Annotated in this window: 17 protein-coding genes; 16 read left to right on the plus strand and 1 reads right to left on the minus strand. The window is 38.9% G+C overall.

Translation table 11 applies throughout. The features are described from left to right. Positions 1-80: 80 nt before the first annotated feature. Positions 81-1,637, plus strand: coding sequence for a fatty acid--CoA ligase family protein (locus AC6CHJ_RS11695; protein ID WP_147196274.1), 1,557 nt, complete (start codon positions 81-83; stop codon positions 1,635-1,637). 55 nt (positions 1,638-1,692) lie between these two features. Here the strand turns inward: AC6CHJ_RS11695 and AC6CHJ_RS11700 are convergent, their stop codons facing one another. Further along, positions 1,693-3,045, minus strand: coding sequence for an amino acid permease (locus AC6CHJ_RS11700; RefSeq protein ID WP_392996010.1), 1,353 nt, complete (start codon positions 3,043-3,045; stop codon positions 1,693-1,695). 181 nt (positions 3,046-3,226) lie between these two features. Between AC6CHJ_RS11700 and AC6CHJ_RS11705 the strand changes: the two genes are divergently transcribed. The 15 genes from AC6CHJ_RS11705 to AC6CHJ_RS11775 all read left to right on the plus strand — a co-directional run bounded on the left by AC6CHJ_RS11705 (position 3,227) and on the right by AC6CHJ_RS11775 (position 17,922). Next, complete coding sequence (locus tag AC6CHJ_RS11705; RefSeq protein WP_498288674.1) at positions 3,227-5,200, plus strand: S9 family peptidase; 1,974 nt, start codon at positions 3,227-3,229, stop codon at positions 5,198-5,200. A 195-nt stretch (positions 5,201-5,395) separates the two neighbouring features. Then, a complete protein-coding gene (locus AC6CHJ_RS11710; RefSeq protein ID WP_244946695.1) occupies positions 5,396-6,040 on the plus strand; it encodes a DedA family protein in 645 nt (214 codons plus the stop codon). Between the two features lie 285 nt (positions 6,041-6,325). Then, positions 6,326-7,558: an EAL and HDOD domain-containing protein gene (locus AC6CHJ_RS11715; protein ID WP_147196282.1), complete on the plus strand. Its 1,233-nt coding sequence runs from the start codon at positions 6,326-6,328 to the stop codon at positions 7,556-7,558. Between the two features lie 179 nt (positions 7,559-7,737). Continuing rightward, the gene (cccB, locus tag AC6CHJ_RS11720; protein ID WP_066789520.1) at positions 7,738-8,136 is read left to right on the plus strand and encodes a cytochrome c551; all 399 of its coding nucleotides are present in this window, start codon (positions 7,738-7,740) and stop codon (positions 8,134-8,136) included. A gap of 150 nt (positions 8,137-8,286) precedes the next feature. Beyond that, a complete protein-coding gene (gene hprK, locus AC6CHJ_RS11725) occupies positions 8,287-9,228 on the plus strand; it encodes an HPr(Ser) kinase/phosphatase (protein WP_147196284.1) in 942 nt (313 codons plus the stop codon). A 28-nt stretch (positions 9,229-9,256) separates the two neighbouring features. After that, positions 9,257-10,066, plus strand: coding sequence for a prolipoprotein diacylglyceryl transferase (gene lgt, locus AC6CHJ_RS11730; protein WP_066789516.1), 810 nt, complete (start codon positions 9,257-9,259; stop codon positions 10,064-10,066). Positions 10,067-10,101: 35 nt separating this feature from the next. Next, the gene (gene ppaX / locus AC6CHJ_RS11735; RefSeq protein WP_498288677.1) at positions 10,102-10,761 is read left to right on the plus strand and encodes a pyrophosphatase PpaX; all 660 of its coding nucleotides are present in this window, start codon (positions 10,102-10,104) and stop codon (positions 10,759-10,761) included. Next, entirely contained in the window at positions 10,754-11,272 is a 519-nt protein-coding gene (locus tag AC6CHJ_RS11740) for an acyltransferase (RefSeq protein ID WP_249774702.1), read from the plus strand. Before ppaX ends, AC6CHJ_RS11740 begins: the two co-directional genes overlap by 8 nt. Before the next feature lie 198 nt (positions 11,273-11,470). Next, positions 11,471-12,991 (plus strand): tetratricopeptide repeat protein, encoded by a 1,521-nt coding sequence (locus AC6CHJ_RS11745; protein WP_147196291.1) that lies wholly within the window; start codon positions 11,471-11,473, stop codon positions 12,989-12,991. A gap of 90 nt (positions 12,992-13,081) precedes the next feature. Next, positions 13,082-14,029, plus strand: coding sequence for a thioredoxin-disulfide reductase (gene trxB, locus AC6CHJ_RS11750; RefSeq protein ID WP_147196293.1), 948 nt, complete (start codon positions 13,082-13,084; stop codon positions 14,027-14,029). 275 nt (positions 14,030-14,304) lie between these two features. Then, positions 14,305-14,787 (plus strand): NUDIX hydrolase, encoded by a 483-nt coding sequence (locus AC6CHJ_RS11755; RefSeq protein ID WP_249774700.1) that lies wholly within the window; start codon positions 14,305-14,307, stop codon positions 14,785-14,787. Beyond that, positions 14,774-15,661, plus strand: a complete 888-nt coding sequence (gene rapZ, locus AC6CHJ_RS11760) for an RNase adapter RapZ (protein WP_066789497.1) — start codon at positions 14,774-14,776, stop codon at positions 15,659-15,661. Before AC6CHJ_RS11755 ends, rapZ begins: the two co-directional genes overlap by 14 nt. 4 nt (positions 15,662-15,665) lie before the next feature. Further along, positions 15,666-16,652 (plus strand): gluconeogenesis morphogenetic factor MgfK, encoded by a 987-nt coding sequence (mgfK, locus tag AC6CHJ_RS11765; protein ID WP_147196297.1) that lies wholly within the window; start codon positions 15,666-15,668, stop codon positions 16,650-16,652. Between the two features lie 33 nt (positions 16,653-16,685). Continuing rightward, positions 16,686-17,633: a DNA-binding protein WhiA gene (whiA, locus tag AC6CHJ_RS11770; protein ID WP_147196299.1), complete on the plus strand. Its 948-nt coding sequence runs from the start codon at positions 16,686-16,688 to the stop codon at positions 17,631-17,633. 31 nt (positions 17,634-17,664) lie between these two features. Further along, complete coding sequence (locus tag AC6CHJ_RS11775) at positions 17,665-17,922, plus strand: HPr family phosphocarrier protein (RefSeq protein WP_066789485.1); 258 nt, start codon at positions 17,665-17,667, stop codon at positions 17,920-17,922. Positions 17,923-17,977 lie beyond the last annotated feature (55 nt).

The following is a 17,977-nucleotide window of genomic DNA, read 5'->3' on the forward strand; positions in this document are numbered from 1 at the left end:
TATTATTCTGATTTCTATATAATAGAGGAGAGTAAAAATGAATGACTATTCATTTTATTCTAACAAAAAGGGGTGGGAATATGAATTTAGTGTCAGAGATTTATAACACATCTTTAAAGCAAGCCGACAAGATTGCGTATCATTTTGGGGGAAAAGATACGACATATGGGGAGTTTGAAGAGTCCGTTTCGAAGCTTGCTACTGCATTAAAGGATTTAGGGGTAGAAAAAGGGGATCATGTGGTTTTCTTATTAGGAAATACACCGCATTTTATTATCTCTTTATATGCCACAATGCGTATTGGAGCTACAGCCATTCCAGTGAATCCACTGTATACGCCGGATGAGATTACATATATTGTTCGAAATGGAGATGCGAAAGCGATCATCGCGTTAGATGCTTTGCTTCCGCTCGTAGAGGCTGGCTTAAAGGCTTTCCCAGAAGTAGAAACATATATTGTCTGTGAAACAAATGAAAATACAATCGAAAAACTGAAAGCATTACCGCCAAATATAAAAGAAAGAGTCCATTCATTTGGACAAATTATGAAAGAATCTTCACCTTCTGTAAAGCCGATGGAGATTGATAGCGATGACACGGCTGTTATTTTATACACGTCGGGTACAACAGGGCGCCCAAAAGGTGCGATGTTGACGCATGGTAATCTTTATTCAAATGCTCGGGACATTGCAGACTATTTAACATTCACTGCGGAAGACCGCGTGATCACTACATTACCTGTATTTCATGTTTTCGCGCTTTCCGTTGTAGTAAATGCACCATTATTAACATCAGCCGAGTTGATCATAACACCTACTTTCAGTCCAAAAGAAATCTTCCGTATTGGACGAGAATTCAAGCCAACTATTTTTGCTGGTGTTCCAACTATGTACAACTTCCTTTATCAATATCCAGAAGGAAACCCAGAGGATTTAAAATCCCTGCGACTCGCAATCTCCGGGGGTTCTTCTATGCCGGTCGCGTTGCTTCATAACTTCGAAGAGAAATTCAATGTTCGCGTTTCTGAAGGCTACGGATTATCGGAAGCTTCACCAGTTACTTGTTTTAACCCACTAGATCGGGAACGCAAGGCAGGTTCTATTGGTACGAATATCGTAAATGTTGAAAATAAAGTGTTCAATGAGTTAGGAGAAGAAGTGCCGGTCGGAGAAGTCGGAGAGCTTGTTGTAAAAGGACCGAATGTAATGAAAGGGTATTATAAAATGCCAGAAGAAACAGCTGTGGCCATTCGTGATGGTTGGCTGTATACCGGAGATTTGGCGCGAATGGATGAAGAAGGATACTTCTATATTGTCGATCGTAAAAAAGATATGATTATTGTCGGTGGCTATAACGTCTATCCGAGGGAAGTAGAAGAAGTATTCTATGGCCATCCTGGCGTTCTGGAAGCAGCAGTAGTGGGCATTCCAGACCCTAACTTAGGAGAAGAAGTATTAGCATATGTTGTATTGAAGGACCCTTCAATTACGGAAGATGAATTGCATACCTATTGTAAAGAGCATCTAGCAAAATACAAATGTCCAAAAGAAATTATACTATTAGAAGAGCTACCAAAAAATACAACAGGTAAAATACTGCGTAGAAATTTAAAAAGCCAAGCATTGTCTCGTGCATAAGGAATACAAAAAGATGGTTTGGGGTTGTCTCCCAAAACCATCTTTTTTATGCCTCTTATGCTTTTTTGTATTTTACGAGATATAAAACGACTAAGAAAATGATCCAAATCGGACCAACTATAAGTGCGACTCGAGTATCAGGGAACACCGCCATTAAGCATACGACTAACACTAAAAAAGCAATAGCAAGGTATGAGCTGAATGGATATAAAAACGCTTTATAGCTCAATTTAGAAACTTGAGTTTCGGATAAGGATTTACGGAATTTCATTTGACTAATCAATATGACAATCCATGTCCATACAGCGCCAAACGTAGAGATGCTTGTCACCCAAACGAAAACTTTTTCTGCTACCACATAGTTTAGAAGTACACCAATCAGTAAAACGAATGCTGAAGCGATGATTGCAACTGACGGAACACCGCCTTTGCTTACCTTCTTAAATAGGGCAGGTGCCTGTTTTTGTTCAGCTAGATTGAACAACATACGGCCTGTACTAAAAATACCACTATTGCAACTAGATAGAGCAGCTGTCAAAACCACAAAATTGATAATCCCTGCTGCATAGCGTAATCCTATTTGATCGAACATCAATACAAATGGGCTATTATTGGTATCTATCTCGTTCCATGGATAAATCGACATGATAACAGTTAACGCACCAATATAGAAGAGCAAAATTCGCCATAAAACAGTGTCAATCGCTTTAGGAATCACTTTTTTGGGATTTTTAGCTTCACCTGCTGTAACGCCAATCATTTCCACGCCAAGGAATGCAAACATGACGATTGGGAGCGAATAGAATATTCCTTTTACACCGTGAGGCATAAAACCGCCGTGACTCCAGAGATTGCTAATGCCGACTGCAATTCCGCCATTGCCAATTCCAAATAGGATAACACCTAGGCCCAATACAATCATCGCGACAATAGCAAATATTTTAATGAAGGCAAACCAAAATTCAAATTCACCAAATGCACTAACGGCAATTAAATTAATGATTGTCATGAGAATTAAAGCTGCTAGCGCCCAGACCCATTTCGGAGAATCAGGGAACCACAATTGCATATAAATGCCGACTGCTGTGATTTCTGCCATACAAGTGGCAATCCATAAAAACCAATAGTTCCAGCCAGTAATAAATCCTGCCATTGGTCCAAGATAATCCTGGGCATAACGACTAAAGGAACCGGCGACTGGATTTTCGACAGCCATTTCACCAAGTGCTCGCATGATGATGAAAATTACAATCCCTCCGAGAGCATAGGCGATTAAAATAGAGGGACCAGCTAACTGAATAGCGCCTGCTGAACCTAGAAATAATCCAACTCCAATAGCAGCGCCAAGCGACATCAAGGTGATATGTCGGGACTCCAACCCACGTTGAAGATGTGGTTTTTTGCTCATAAGTAAAACTCCTTCAATCCTTAAAATAATATTTACTCTAGCATCATACCATATTAGGTACTAGATAAAAAAGAATAATCTGAATTCTGTTACTATATAAGTAAAAAAGCAATAAAAACATTTCCTTAGTATTACGAAATAAGTTATAGTATAAATAATCTGAAAATAAGGAGTGTTAAATATGAAAAAAACGATTCAAACGCATGACTTGTTTCAATTGACTTCAGTAGGAGCACCTGTTTTATCACCTAGTGGGAAAGAGGCTGTGGCGATACAAACAAAGATGGATAAAGAAAAGAATAAGTATTTTTCGTATTTAATCCATATCGATTTGGAAACGAACGATGTAGTGCAATGGACATTTGGAGAAGAGCGTATTTCATCTGTTAAATGGTCAAATGATGGCCGTTCCATTGCTTTTTTGTCGACAAGAAAAGAAAAAAATCAGTTATTTGTGTTATCTGTTGGTGGTGGAGAAGCAAAACAATTGACTGAGTTCGACAAGGGTGTCGACTCATTTCTTTGGTCCCCGTCGAATGAAGAAATTTGGTTTTCTGCACGCGTAGAAGACGGAAAAGAATTTACTGATAAAAAGGAAGAGAAGAAAGAGGAATTACCCGAAGCTTATGTAGTAGACGGAATGAAATATAAGCTCAACGGCGTAGGATTACTTCCGCAAAAAACACATAGCCAAATTGGGCAAATTAATATTCATAGTAAGACAATCAACCGATTATTTACTGATACATATGATTATAGCTTGCAAGATATTTCTCATGATGGGTCGAGCTTAATTGTTTCAGTGAATCGCGTAGAGAACACAGATAATGATTGGCGTTCACCTGTTATTTTGATCGATCTAAAGACCAAAGAAGAGGAAATCATAGTTGAAGAGGAAGGATATTACGGATCTGCTACCTTTTCATTTGATGATCGGTATATTGCCTATCAAGGCAGTGATTTTGCATACAAAAATGCAGCACAGGGCAACCTCTTTATATATGATAGGGAAAGCAAGCATTCTTGGAATTTAACACAAGCGCTTGATTTGCCAGTAGGAGACTTATCAGTTGGCGATGTGCAGCAAAATACAGAGCTAAAAACAGTAGTGTGGACTGAGCATAATGACTTGTACTTCGTCTTATCCACATTTGGAGATGTAAGACTGTATTATGCAACTCTAGAAGGAGCGATTTATCCTGCAAGCCCTGAAGATGAGCATATCTATGGATTTGATGTATCAAGAGACGGAAAAACCGCTATTTTAGCTGTAAGCAACCCTGTGTTTCCTGGAGAGCTTTTCAAGTATGACATTGCACTTGGGAAAAGAGAACAAATCACACATTATAATGATGCATGGCTTGAAGAAACAACGCTTGTACAACCTGAAAAAATAAGCTATGAGGGTGATGAAGGTTGGACTGTGAATGGCTGGATTATGAAGCCTGCTACTTTTAAAGAAGGCGAGAAATATCCACTCATTGTCGAAGTTCATGGTGGACCGCACACTATGTATGCCAATACATTCTTCCATGAGCTGCAATTGTTAGCTGCACAAGGCTATGGAGTGTTATATGTGAATCCACGAGGTAGCCATAGTTATGGTCAACAGTTCGTTGATGGGTGTCGCAATCATTATGGTGAAGGGGATTATGAAGATATAATGGCAGGACTTGACCATGTCCTGGCTGACTATAATTGGATTGATACGAGCAGATTAGGCGTGACAGGTGGCAGTTACGGCGGCTTTATGACCAATTGGATTGTCGGTCATACAAATCGTTTTAAGGCAGCAGTCACACAACGTTCTATTTCAAACTGGGTAAGCTTCTTTGGCGTTTCAGATATCGGCTACTATTTCACTGAATGGCAGATAGGTGCTGACATGACGGATGTAGAAAAACTATGGCAACACTCACCATTAAAATACAGTCAAAACATTGAGACACCACTCTTGATATTGCACGGGGAAGAGGATGATCGCTGTCCGATTGAGCAAGCGGAACAGCTATACATTACTTTAAAGTCGATGGGCAAAACAACACAATTTGTCCGTTTCCCAAAAGCCGAACACAACTTATCACGTACAGGATTGCCTAATTTAAGAATTCAAAGACTAGAGCAAATCTTAGATTGGTTTAAGAAATATTTATAAGAGGGCATAATTCAAGTATTTCAATCTTTATATGAAAGATATAAGTTAAGTAGTCCGTTGATGTTAATAAAATTTTTCCGAAACCTTCTATTGAAGCAATCGTTTGTATTGTATATAAACTTCTAAACAGTGACATCATTTCGAGAAAAATGTATGATGGTTAAGATGATACTATAGAATGAGAGTGAAAGAATGATTGATCTAATAGTAGGGTTATTTAATTTTATTATGCATATTGACGAACATTTAAAAAGTATAGTCAGCCAATATCCAAAGTGGGTATATGGGATACTATTTTTAATCGTATTCGTGGAGACTGGTGTTGTTATTATGCCGTTCTTGCCGGGCGATTCATTACTATTTGCGGCTGGAGCCATGGCTGCCATTGGTGGTTTAAACCTATGGACTGTTCTTGGCATATTCTTTGTAGCAGCCGTATTGGGCGATTCATTGAACTATGAAATCGGTAAGAAAGTGGGCGGAGCTATTTCAAACCACCGCTTTTTTGGTCGATTTATAAAAAAAGAAAATTTGGATCAAGCGCATGCTTTCTTTGAAAAACATGGCGGTAAAACCGTTATGATTGCTCGGTTTATGCCCTTAATTCGTACGTTCATTCCATTTGTGGCAGGAGCCAGCAAAATGCGTTATCCATACTTTATTATGTACAACGTGGCAGGTGCATTGCTGTGGGTACTAATCGCAGTCTTTTGTGGTTACTTCTTTGGAAACATCAAAATTGTGAAAGATAACTTTTCTGTTTTCATCTTAGGAATCGTGTTTGTTTCAATTCTGCCAGCCATTATTGGTTTGATCGCTCCGAGGTTTAAAAAAAAATAAAAGTATAAGAAAGCATCCCTTGTAAAAGATAAATATTTATAAGGGATGCTTTTTGTCGGTTAAAAAGGTTTTTATAACTTTTTACAGATATTATTGAAATAAATGTTATAATATTGAATAAAAGTGAAACTTCGCTCAAACGAAATTCTATCGAGTGTTAGTTGACTAATCGGGCGTTAAAGGCAAAGGATTCTCACCAATATTTTATCAATTTATTTACATATGGGTGGGATTAAAACCAAGTTAAAAAGAGATAAAAGTAGCGTAAAGCGGAGGGGCGTCAAAATGGAAGTCTTTATTGGTAGGCAGCCTATATTTAATGGCTTTGATCAAGTTCAGTCATATGAATTGTTATATAGAAGCGGGAGTGAGAGTAATAGATTCCCTTCCATTGATGCTGATTTAGCAACAGTAGATGTGATTGTTAATTCGCTCTTCTCTATCGGGATGGATGTCCTGTCGAATGGAAAGCCTTGTTTTATCAATTTTACAGAAAATTTATTGATGAGCGATATTTTTGACCACTTAAATCCTGTGCAGTTTGTTATCGAAATACTGGAGGATATCCCTATAACGAAGTCTTTAATCCGTCGTTTAAAAGAATTAAAAGTAAAGGGCTACCGAATAGCGCTTGATGATTTTGTTTTGCATGATTTCTCTGCGACTTACGAAGAATTATTTACATATATAGATATCATTAAGGTAGACTTCTTGAATACTAAAAAGGAGGACCGGCAAAAAATTGAAATGCTGGTCAAACGAAAGTTTCCACATATCACGCTTTTGGCAGAGAAGGTTGAAACAAGAGAAGAATATGAAAAAGCATTAAAAAAAGGATACAAACTGTTTCAAGGCTACTACTTTATGCAACCGCAAATTATTAAAGGACAGGATGTGCCTGCTAATTTATTGCATTATTATCAGGTAATTGCTTTATTACGAGCGGAAGAGCCTGATATCAACCAAATTAGCGAGAATATTGAACATGACATTGCATTATCGTATAAGCTTCTACAGTTAATCAATTCCTCAGCTAAACGCACAAAATCCAAAATCAGATCGATCAAACAAGCGATACTGCTCCTAGGTCTAGAGGATCTGAAAAGATGGGTGTATATCTTAATTTATCGTGAATCACAAAAGTTTAATACAGGTGGCACATTTGATGAATTGATGAAAACCTCTTTAGTACGTGCCAAAACATGTGAGTTATTAGCGAAACATACTAGAAAAAAGAATATGTCTGAGTATTTCTTGATAGGTATGTTTTCGTTAATAGATGCCATACTACAAAGGCCTATCCATACAATCCTTCAGCATATGCCTTTAACGGACGAAGTAGCAGAGACAATCTGCGGTGGGGATACGGATATGCAGCCGTTTCTTCAGCTAGCCATCGCCATAGAGAGAATGCATTTAGAGCAAGTCAGTGTATTAGCTGACGATTTAGAGATCCCGTATGATTCCATTGTTTCTATTTCGAAAGCTTCTGCCAAGTGGGTTAATACTATTTGCTAAAAAATGAACTATTATTGTTTAAAAAGAAAAAATACGGGTATAAATAAAGGGCTATTATTTTATAGTTCTAATTGCATGAAAGCGTCACAATTAAATAATATCACCATGTTTAATTTGTGAATGTCTTTGGTATACTTACTGTGTAAGCGTACTAATCCCAATCCATAGGAGGTATGATGATGAAAAAAGCTTTATTAGCAATGTTGTTCGGTTCAGCGCTTGTACTAGGTGCTTGTGGTGGCGGAAATGATAGCGATAAAGACAAATCCGCTACTGATACTACAACAACTGAAAACAATAAGACGGATAATACCGCAGACAACAATAAGACTGACGAGTCTACTTCTAACTCAACAGCAAAAGTTGATGCAGAAGCGGTTACACAACAAAAATGTATTTCATGTCACGGCAATGAATTACAAGGTGCAGTCGGTCCTGACCTAAGAAAAATTGGTTCACAGCTATCTGAAGATCAAATCAAAGATGTCTTGAAAAACGGTAAAGGCAACATGCCAGCTGGTCTAGTAGAAGGTGATGAACTAGATGCTGTTGCAAAATGGCTATCTGAGAAAAAATAATGATTTAAACTAGCTTTCATCTAAGGGAGCTAGTTTTTTTGTTGTTTAAATAAATACTATACATAACCAAGCAAAGTTGCATGATATGTTCTTCTATATACTTATGTTAGAATGTTGATAGCATAGAGATTTGAAAAGGTGGTCAGTAAGATGGCATTAGACCAAGTGAGTACAAAGGACATTATTGAAGCATTACATCTGACGTTAATTAGCGGTGAAGAAGGAATTGGCCGCCATATTTTAACAAGTGATATATCGCGTCCAGGCCTAGAAATGGCGGGTTATTTTACGCATTACCCGGCAGAACGCGTACAGCTATTAGGAAAAACGGAGCTGTCTTTCTATGAGTTGTTGTCAGAGGAAATACAAATTGACCGAATGAACAAGCTTTGTTCAAAAGAGACACCCGCAATCATTGTTTCACATGATATGGAAGTGCCAAAGGCTCTTGTAGAAGCCTCTAAAAAACATCAAGTCCCAGTGTTAACAACAAAACTGCCAACAACCCGTTTTTCGAGCCAGTTGACCAATTATTTAGAAAGTCGTTTAGCGCCTTCTACAGCTATGCATGGCGTACTGGTCGACATTTATGGCATTGGCGTACTGCTTACAGGGAAAAGTGGTGTGGGCAAAAGTGAAACAGCGCTAGAATTAATAAAAAAAGGGCATCGTCTTGTTGCGGATGACTGTGTAGAAATTCGCCAAGAAGGAGAAAGCTTAATTGGAAGTGCTCCTCCTTTAATCAATCATTTATTAGAAATTCGTGGACTAGGTATTATCGATATTATGACGTTATTTGGGGCGAGCGCTGTTCGCAAGCATAAACGTATTTCTCTCGTTGTCGATTTAGAAATTTGGGATTCTGAAAAAACCTACGATCGGCTAGGTCTTGAAACGGAAACACTGAAAATTATTGATACAGAATTACCTAAGCTAACAATCCCTGTAAGGCCGGGAAGAAATTTATCTGATATTATTGAAGTAGCTGCTATGAATCACCGCTTGAAAACGCTAGGCGTTAACGCAGCAGAAGAATTCTCTAAAAGATTAAATCGAGTAATTGAAGAGAAAGATGAATCAGGATTAAAGTAAAGCAGATGGAATGGAAGGAGCAACAAATGTGTTTGATTCAATTTTATTAGCCATAGATCCTGTGGCACTTAAGCTCGGCCCTATTTCGGTCAGATGGTATGGAGTCATTATTGCAACAGGTATTGTAATAGCCTATATCGTAGGACAACGCGAAATGCGCAAAAGAGGGTTTAATGAAGATTTTCTAACCGATTTACTAATATGGGCAGTGCCCATCTCTATAATTTGCGCGAGAATTTATTATGTCATTTTTGAATGGCCATATTATGCTTCACACCCAGATCAAATAATACAAATTTGGCATGGAGGCATAGCCATCCATGGAGCATTAATCGGTGCATTCATCACGGCGATTATTTTTACACGTAAACGAGGCGTTAGCTTCTGGAAGGTAGCTGATATCTTGGCCCCTTCACTTATTATCGGACAAATCGTTGGCCGTTGGGGAAACTTTATGAACCAAGAGGCATATGGCGGTGTTGTGAGCCGTTCATTCTTAGAGAGTTTGCATTTGCCAAATTGGTTAATTGAACAAATGAATGTAAATGGTTTCTATCATCATCCTACATTTTTATACGAATCGTTGTGGAATCTAGTAGGATTGGTTCTATTATTATTGCTTCGTAAAGTGAACTTACGGCGTGGGGAAATATTCCTTACATATATAATGTGGTATTCGTTTGGTCGTTTCTTCATCGAAGGAATGCGTACAGACAGTTTGTTGATCGGTAATTTGAGAATGGCCCAAATTGTATCGCTAATTGGTTTAATCGTGGGCGCCATCCTGATTATTTACCGCAGGGTAACAATAAAAAAACCAGTGCGCTATAAGGATTAGGAGAAGTTATTGGACAAGAAAAGGGGTATGTAAAAATGACAGATACAAAATTTAAAGGATTGCTTTTTGACTTTGATGGAACATTGCTAGACACGAATGAACTGATAATCCAAACATTTTTATATGTGTTAGATGCGGAATTTCCCGGGAAATTTACAAGAGACGACATGCTTCCTTTTATCGGCCCGACATTAATCGAGTCATTCTCATCCATAGATGCTGAAAAGGCTGAAGATTGGATATTGAAATACCGCGTTTGGAACGAAGAACATCATGATGAGCTAGCAAAGGAATTTGATGGTGTAAAAGAAACGTTGGAATTGCTTTATGAGAAAGGAATTCGCCTAGCAATTGTCTCAACAAAAAGAAGAGAGCCATTATTAAAGGGTCTTCGTTTGCTAGGGGTTGAACATTTGTTTGAAGTAATTGTCAGCATAGATGAAGTAACACATGCCAAGCCAGATCCCGAGCCAATCTTATTAGCCCTAAACAAAATGAACCTTAATAAAGATGAAGTAATAATGATTGGAGACAACTCCCATGATATTGAAGGTGGGAAAAACGCGGATGTCAAAACGGCAGGTGTTGCCTGGTCTGCAAAAGGAGAAGAATTCTTGATGAATTTCAATCCGGATTATATGCTACACCACATCACTGACTTATTAGCTATAATAGAGGAGCCTGTGCATGCGTAGAACAGAGAGGTACCCTGTTACAGGGTCTACCTCTCTTTGGCAAATCTATAAGACCGTTTCTTTTTGGAAAGTCGCCAAATGCTTTATCGTGATTGAAATCGCTCGCTATACCCCTTTCCTTTCTATGAAAAATTGGTTGTATCGGACTTTCTTGAAAATGGAAGTCGGAGAAAAAACCTCTTTTGCATTGAAAGTCACACCAGACACAATGTTTCCTGAACGGATAAAGGTAGGCAGCGATACCATTATTGGCTTTAATACAACCATCCTCGCTCACGAGTATTTAGTTAATGAGTATCGCTTAGGCGATGTTATCATTGGGGATCGTGTTATGATTGGGGCCAACACGACTATTCTTCCAGGAGTTGAAATTGGCGACGATGCGATTGTCTCAGCTATGACACTTGTAAACAAAGATGTGCCAGCAGGCGCATTTGTAGGTGGCAATCCAATGAGGATTATTTATCCAAAGGAAAACAAAGCCTCTGATGGACCAAATACCACTAAATAAGTAGAGATGCGAGGGAGCTCCACTCAACGAGACAACACAATGTATCGCTGACTGGAGCTCCGATTAACTTCTCGCTAAGTAGATGAGGGAAGATTTTTTACGTATGAAATGAACAATTATATGATATAATGGTGGATACTATGTTTAAGGAACGTATGAAAGCGTTCCTTATTTTATTTCGGAGGATCATTTCAAGATATGAAAAGTGAACATAATACGCGGAAAAATGTTGTTTCCTTTATTCCTAGCGGAGAATTTTACTATAAAAAAGCTGTACAAGCACTAAATCGAGATCAAGAAGGGAAAGCGCATAAATATTTAAAAAGGGCAGTGGAGCTTAGCCCAGATGATTCTCTTATTTTATTGCAATACGCTATTCTCGAATTGGAAGCGGGGCAGCTTGACCATGCCTTAGATTTATTAAAAAAAGCAAATGAGATTGATCCAAATGAGCCCGAGATTCTCCTCTTTTTAGCAGAAGCTTCTGCGCAAGCTGGCTTTACAGATGATGCTAAATATTATGCGGAAGAATATCTTCGCCTTGATGAAATGGGTGAATATGCTGAAGAAGCCATTGATATTATTGAGTTTGCTACGTCAATGGAAGAGAGCGGCTTTTCACTTCAACCAGTGGAACGTGAGGTTGCTTATTTGCAGGAAAAAGCCAGAAAGTACATGGAAACTGGCGAATTAGATGAAGCTATTACCATATTAGAAGAAATTATTGCAGATCATCCAGATGTCTGGCCTGCATACAACAATCTATCACTTGCCTATTTTTATAAAGGTGATGCAGAACAAGCAAGAGCCTTGTTGTACCAAGTGTTGAAAGGGAATTATGGCAATTTGTTTGCATTATGCAATCTAACGGTCATGGCCTATTATGAAAAAGATGATAGCGAGGTCGAGGAATTAAAGTCATTGCTTGTGAAGCTTTGCCCATATTCCTTTGAACAGCGCTATAAACTGGGTGCGACATTAGCTTTAATCGGCTGTTATAAAGAAGCATACCATTGGCTACATAGTATGAAAGTGCAAGGCTTTCAAGGAGACTCTGGCTTTTACTTTTGGCTATCACATGCCTCATATTTTACTGGCCATGAAGAAGAAGCGAGAGAAACATGGGATGAGCTGATTGCTATTGATCCAGAAAAGAAAGGGTTTGAACCTTGGCTAATCAATAATGCGCTGGAAGATGAAGAAGCTATTGAAAACAATCGAAATTTCATTATAGAAAAATTAGAAAGTGGCTATAGTAGCGAGAGGCTGCTTGGTTTATTTTTGCTTGGCAAATCGCCGTACCAGCAAGAAATCGTCGGCCATCCTAGCATTATCAATGTAGATGAATACACCACTATCGAAAAATTATTTTTGGCGTATGCACTAGATCAAGACTTTTTAGGAGACGGCGAACGTATAAAAGTGTTTTTGAAAGCTATTGAAGTAGCAGAACTTCTATATAAGGAATTCAAGCCACTGAAGCTACACGACACATTTATATTCCAAATGTGGTTTGTTCTTTTTGAACGAGCATGGGAAAAAGAGTATCTATTTAAAAATCCTAAAGCTCTTGCAGCGGCAACTGAATATATGTATAAATCGTCGCGCACGAAGGATATCACAAAAAAAGAGATTGCTAAGTACTATGGTATATCTTCACAGACTTTAACGAAATATGTGAATGAACTTATTCAGTATTTGCCTTTATTTGATCAATAGAGTCATGCTGCAAGCAGATATCTTGTCATAATGAAAGGATATCCTCTAAGATTAGAACTAATGAAATAGATCCAACTAGGAGGAGCAAACATGTCAGAAGAAAAAATTTATGATGTTGTGATTATTGGTGCAGGACCTGCCGGAATGACAGCAGCAGTCTATACATCACGCGGTAATCTTTCTACTTTGATGTTAGAAAGAGGTATTCCAGGCGGACAAATGGCGAATACGGAGGAAGTCGAAAACTATCCTGGTTTTGATTCCATTTTAGGACCTGAATTATCGACTAAAATGTTTGAACACGCCAAAAAATTTGGTGCAGAATATGCTTACGGCGACGTAACAGAAATCGTTGATGGCGAAGAGTATAAAACAATCAAAACAACTTCTAAAGAATTCAAAACACGTGCAATCATTATCTCTACAGGTGCTGAATACAAAAAAATGGGTGTACCTGGCGAGAAAGAGCTTGGCGGCCGTGGCGTCAGCTATTGCGCTGTTTGTGACGGAGCATTCTTTAAAAATAAAAACTTGATTGTAGTTGGCGGCGGAGATTCTGCAGTCGAAGAGGGAATCTATCTAACACGTTTCGCGAACAAAGTGACAATCGTGCATCGCCGTGATCAATTGCGCGCGCAAAAAATTATTCAAGACCGTGCATTTGCAAATGAAAAAATTGATTTCATTTGGAACCATACAGTAAAAGAAATCCATGAAAACGATGGAAAAGTTGGCAGCGCAACGCTTGTATCTACAGTAGATGGTACAGAACAAGAAATGCCAATTGATGGTGTATTCGTTTATATCGGAATGCTGCCTTTAACAAAACCGTTTGAAGACTTAGGCATCTTAAACAAAACTGGTTATATTGAAACAAATGACTTAATGGAAACTTCTATTAAAGGCATTTATGCAGCAGGTGACGTAAGAGAAAAATCATTGCGCCAAATCGTAACAGCGACAGGCGATGGCAGTATCGCTGCGCAAGCAGTCCAACATTATGTAGAAGAATTAAAAGAAAAATTTGAGGTTCAATAATTGTAATATAAACTCTACATTGTTGACATCTCTCTGTTAAATAAAAGGGCTATAATATTCGCATAACCCCTTATAAGATTAATATTTCTTGTGGCTGATTCTTTTCGTTTTTTTAGGCGAAAGAGTCAGCTTTTTTTTCGATATTTTTACTAGGAAGAGTTATAGACAGGCTTTGTCCGATGGGGTAAACTGAGCGGATGTTAATTCCTTTGTACTCATGGTGCAGTAGCCTGTATAATATAATTATATGGACAAAGAGAAACGAGGTGTCGTGTGTGCAAAGAATCGCCAATTTATTAGTGATGAAAGACGATCAAGTACTATTATTAAAGAAGCCACGACGCGGCTGGTATGTAGCACCGGGCGGTAAAGTAGAGGGCGGCGAGTCGATTTTTGAAGCGGCGAGCAGAGAATTTTATGAAGAGACAGGCGCTTCTGCCATTCACCCCCATCTAAAAGGTGTATATACAATGGTCATTAAACGAGATGAAGAGATCGTGAATGAGTGGATGCTCTTTACCTTTGTGGCTCAAGATTTAGAAGGTGCCCCATATAAGGAAACACGTGAAGGGATACTTGAGTGGCATCCCGTTGAAGAATTAAAAACATTGCCTATGGCAGAAGGTGACCGTACAAATTTGCTTTATGCTGTTGAACAGACTGGTACTCAATATGGAACGTTTACATATACAGAAGACTTCCAATTGCTGGAGGAGCGCATTCAAATGTCCTCTGAAAGGAATGATGATCATGTCTAATCAAAACGCCGTAAACGAATTAATTATTATCACAGGAATGTCTGGTGCAGGAAAAACCTTGGCTATTCAAAGCTTTGAGGATCTGGGTTTTTATTGTATTGATAATTTGCCACCTGCTTTATTGCCAACATTCCTTAATCTAATGAAAGAATCCAAAAAGGAGATATCACGTATTGCAGCCGTAATGGATTTACGCGGCGGTGATTTTTTCTCCGCATTGAACGAAGCGCTAGAGCAGATTGAAAAAGAAGATTTAGTTGCGACAAAGATTCTGTTTTTAGATGCGGATGACGAGTCGCTTGTCAGACGCTATAAAGAAACAAGGCGTACCCATCCTTTAGCGGATAATGGACTGCCATTGATGGGGATTCAACGTGAAAGGGATCTCTTGGCAGATGTCAAAGAACGTGCGCAATATATTTATAATACAACGAGCATGAAGCCTAGAGAGCTTCGCGAACGCATCCGTGCCCAATTTTCAGAAGTGAATTCACGTCAATTTACAGTGAACGTCATGTCATTTGGCTTTAAACATGGCATGCCAATTGATGCGGATCTCGTGTTTGATATACGCTTTTTGCCAAATCCTTATTATATAGAGGGGCTCCGGCCAAAAACAGGATTAGATGAAGATGTTTCTTCATATGTATTGAAATATGACGATACAAAAGCATTGATTCAAAAGCTAACAGATTTGTTCCAATTTATGATTCCGCTTTATCAAAAAGAAGGGAAAACGCAGCTAGTTATTGCGTTTGGATGTACTGGCGGTCAACATCGCTCGGTTACATTAGCAGAGTACTTTGGCCATCTTTTGGACGAACAGGCTCCAACTGTTATTACCCACCGCGATATAGCGAAGAGAAAGGAATAATGCTATGCAAAAAGCACTTACGCGTGTTGCTATTATCGGCGGTGGCACTGGATTATCTACATTGCTTAGAGGCTTAAAAAAATGTCCCATTGATTTAACGGCAATCGTAACAGTAGCAGACGATGGTGGTAGCTCAGGGAGAATCCGAGATGATTTTCAAATCCCACCGCCCGGCGACATTCGCCAAGTAATCGCTGCGTTATCAGAGGTTGAACCACTGGTAGAAGAAATGTTCCAATATCGCTTTCAAGGAAAAGAAGAGCTAGGGGGCCATTCTCTAGGGAATTTGATGCTTACAGCGTTAACTGCTATAACGGGTGATTTTTCGCATGCAATCGCCGAAATGAGCCGAGTATTAAATGTACATGGCAAAGTGTTGCCTGCAGCCAATCAGAGAATCACGCTTATGGCTGAGCTTGAAAATGGAACGATTGTCAAAGGGGAATCTAAAATCCCTTCGTATAATCAAAGAATTCAGCGTGTATTTTTATCGCCGGCGGATGTGTTGCCGGTGCAGGAAGCAGTGAGCGCTATTGAGAGTGCTGATATCATTATTATTGGTCCTGGTAGCCTTTATACAAGCATCTTGCCTAATTTATTGGTAAATGGTATTCGTGAAGCTGTATTGAATGCAAAAGGCCATAAAATTTATATATGCAATCTGATGACGCAAGCAGGTGAAACCTCTCATTATTCTGCCGCAGATCATGTCCAAGCGCTAATCGATCATGTGGGTGCGAACTTCCTTCATACCATCTTGATTAACAAAGAAGAGCTTCCACTGTCAATTCGAGAAGCATACAGCAAAGAATTAGCGGAGCCTGTCAGGTTTGATGTGCCAAGACTTGAAGGAATGGGGCTAGAGGTCATTAAAAAGGATATAGCATCCATTCATGATGGCGTAGTGCGGCATGATGCCAATAATGTAGCAGCATGGATTGTAGAATATGCAACAAATTATCAACAAAAAAAGCAATCTTCGGCGAATTAGCGTCTAAAATATAACAAGGAAGGAGGGATCGCTATGTCATTTGCTTCTGAGACGAAAAAAGAGCTTACACAAGTGGAAGCAAAGGATAGCAGTTTAAAAGCGGAGCTCTCTGCCCTCATTCGAATGAACGGTTCATTATCGTTTGCCAATCGACAACTGAGCCTAGATGTCCAAACAGAAAATGCGGCTATTGCTCGTAGGATGTATACAATCATCAAGAAATTTTACAACTATCGAATAGAGCTTTTGGTGCGGAAAAAAATGAGGCTGAAAAAGAATAATGTCTACATTTGCCGCGTACGCGAAGGTGCAAAGGAATTGCTAGAAGAGCTGCAGATTGTAACAGGGAATTTTCTGTTTCATCATGATATCGAAGAAAAAATCATTCCTACACCTGATGAAAAAAGAGCTTATTTGCGCGGCGCATTTTTAGCGGGAGGCTCTGTTAATAATCCGGAGACATCATCGTATCATTTAGAGGTGTATTCTCTTTATAAAGAGCACGGTGATGCATTGATGGAACTGATGAATGTCTTCGAACTGAATGCCAAGACAATCGAACGGAAAAAGGGCTTTGTCACATATTTGAAGGAAGCAGAGAAAATTTCCGATTTTCTAAGTCTAGTGGGAGCTCATCAAGCGATGTTGAAATTTGAGGATGTTCGGATTGTTAGAGATATGCGCAATAGCGTGAATCGTCTAGTGAATTGTGAAACAGCCAATTTAAATAAAACAATCGGTGCTGCTATTAGACAAGTGGAAAACATACGCTTTATTGATCAAGCAATCGGGATCGATCAATTGCCTGAAAAACTTCAGGAGATTGCTAGGCTTCGAGTAGAGTATCAAGATGTGACACTAAAAGAGCTAGGGGAAATGGTCTCGACAGGCACAGTCAGCAAATCAGGTGTCAACCATCGTTTGCGTAAGATTGATGCGATTGCAGACTCACTTAGAGGCGGCGAGACAGCGAAAGTATAAAATAAGCTTACTGGAAGGATTGGATGATTGAATGGTAGAACAACAGGCAAAAGTAAATTTGAAATCAGGTTTGCAAGCAAGGCAAGCCGCTTTATTTGTTCAAGAAGCAAACCGCCATGCAGCTGATATTTTCTTGCAAAAAGACGATAAGAAAGTAAATGCCAAAAGTATAATGGGCATTATGAGTTTGGCGCTAGCACATGGAACACCTGTTATTTTAAGCGCAAGCGGAGATGATGAGGATCAAGCTCTTTCTAATCTAGTCCAACTTATTGAAGTTGAAGAGTAACACTATCAACTATTGAAAAAGCCTCTATTCGCAAAAAATGAATAGAGGTGATTTT

The sequence above is a fragment of the Rummeliibacillus sp. GQ308 genome (genome assembly GCF_059759115.1).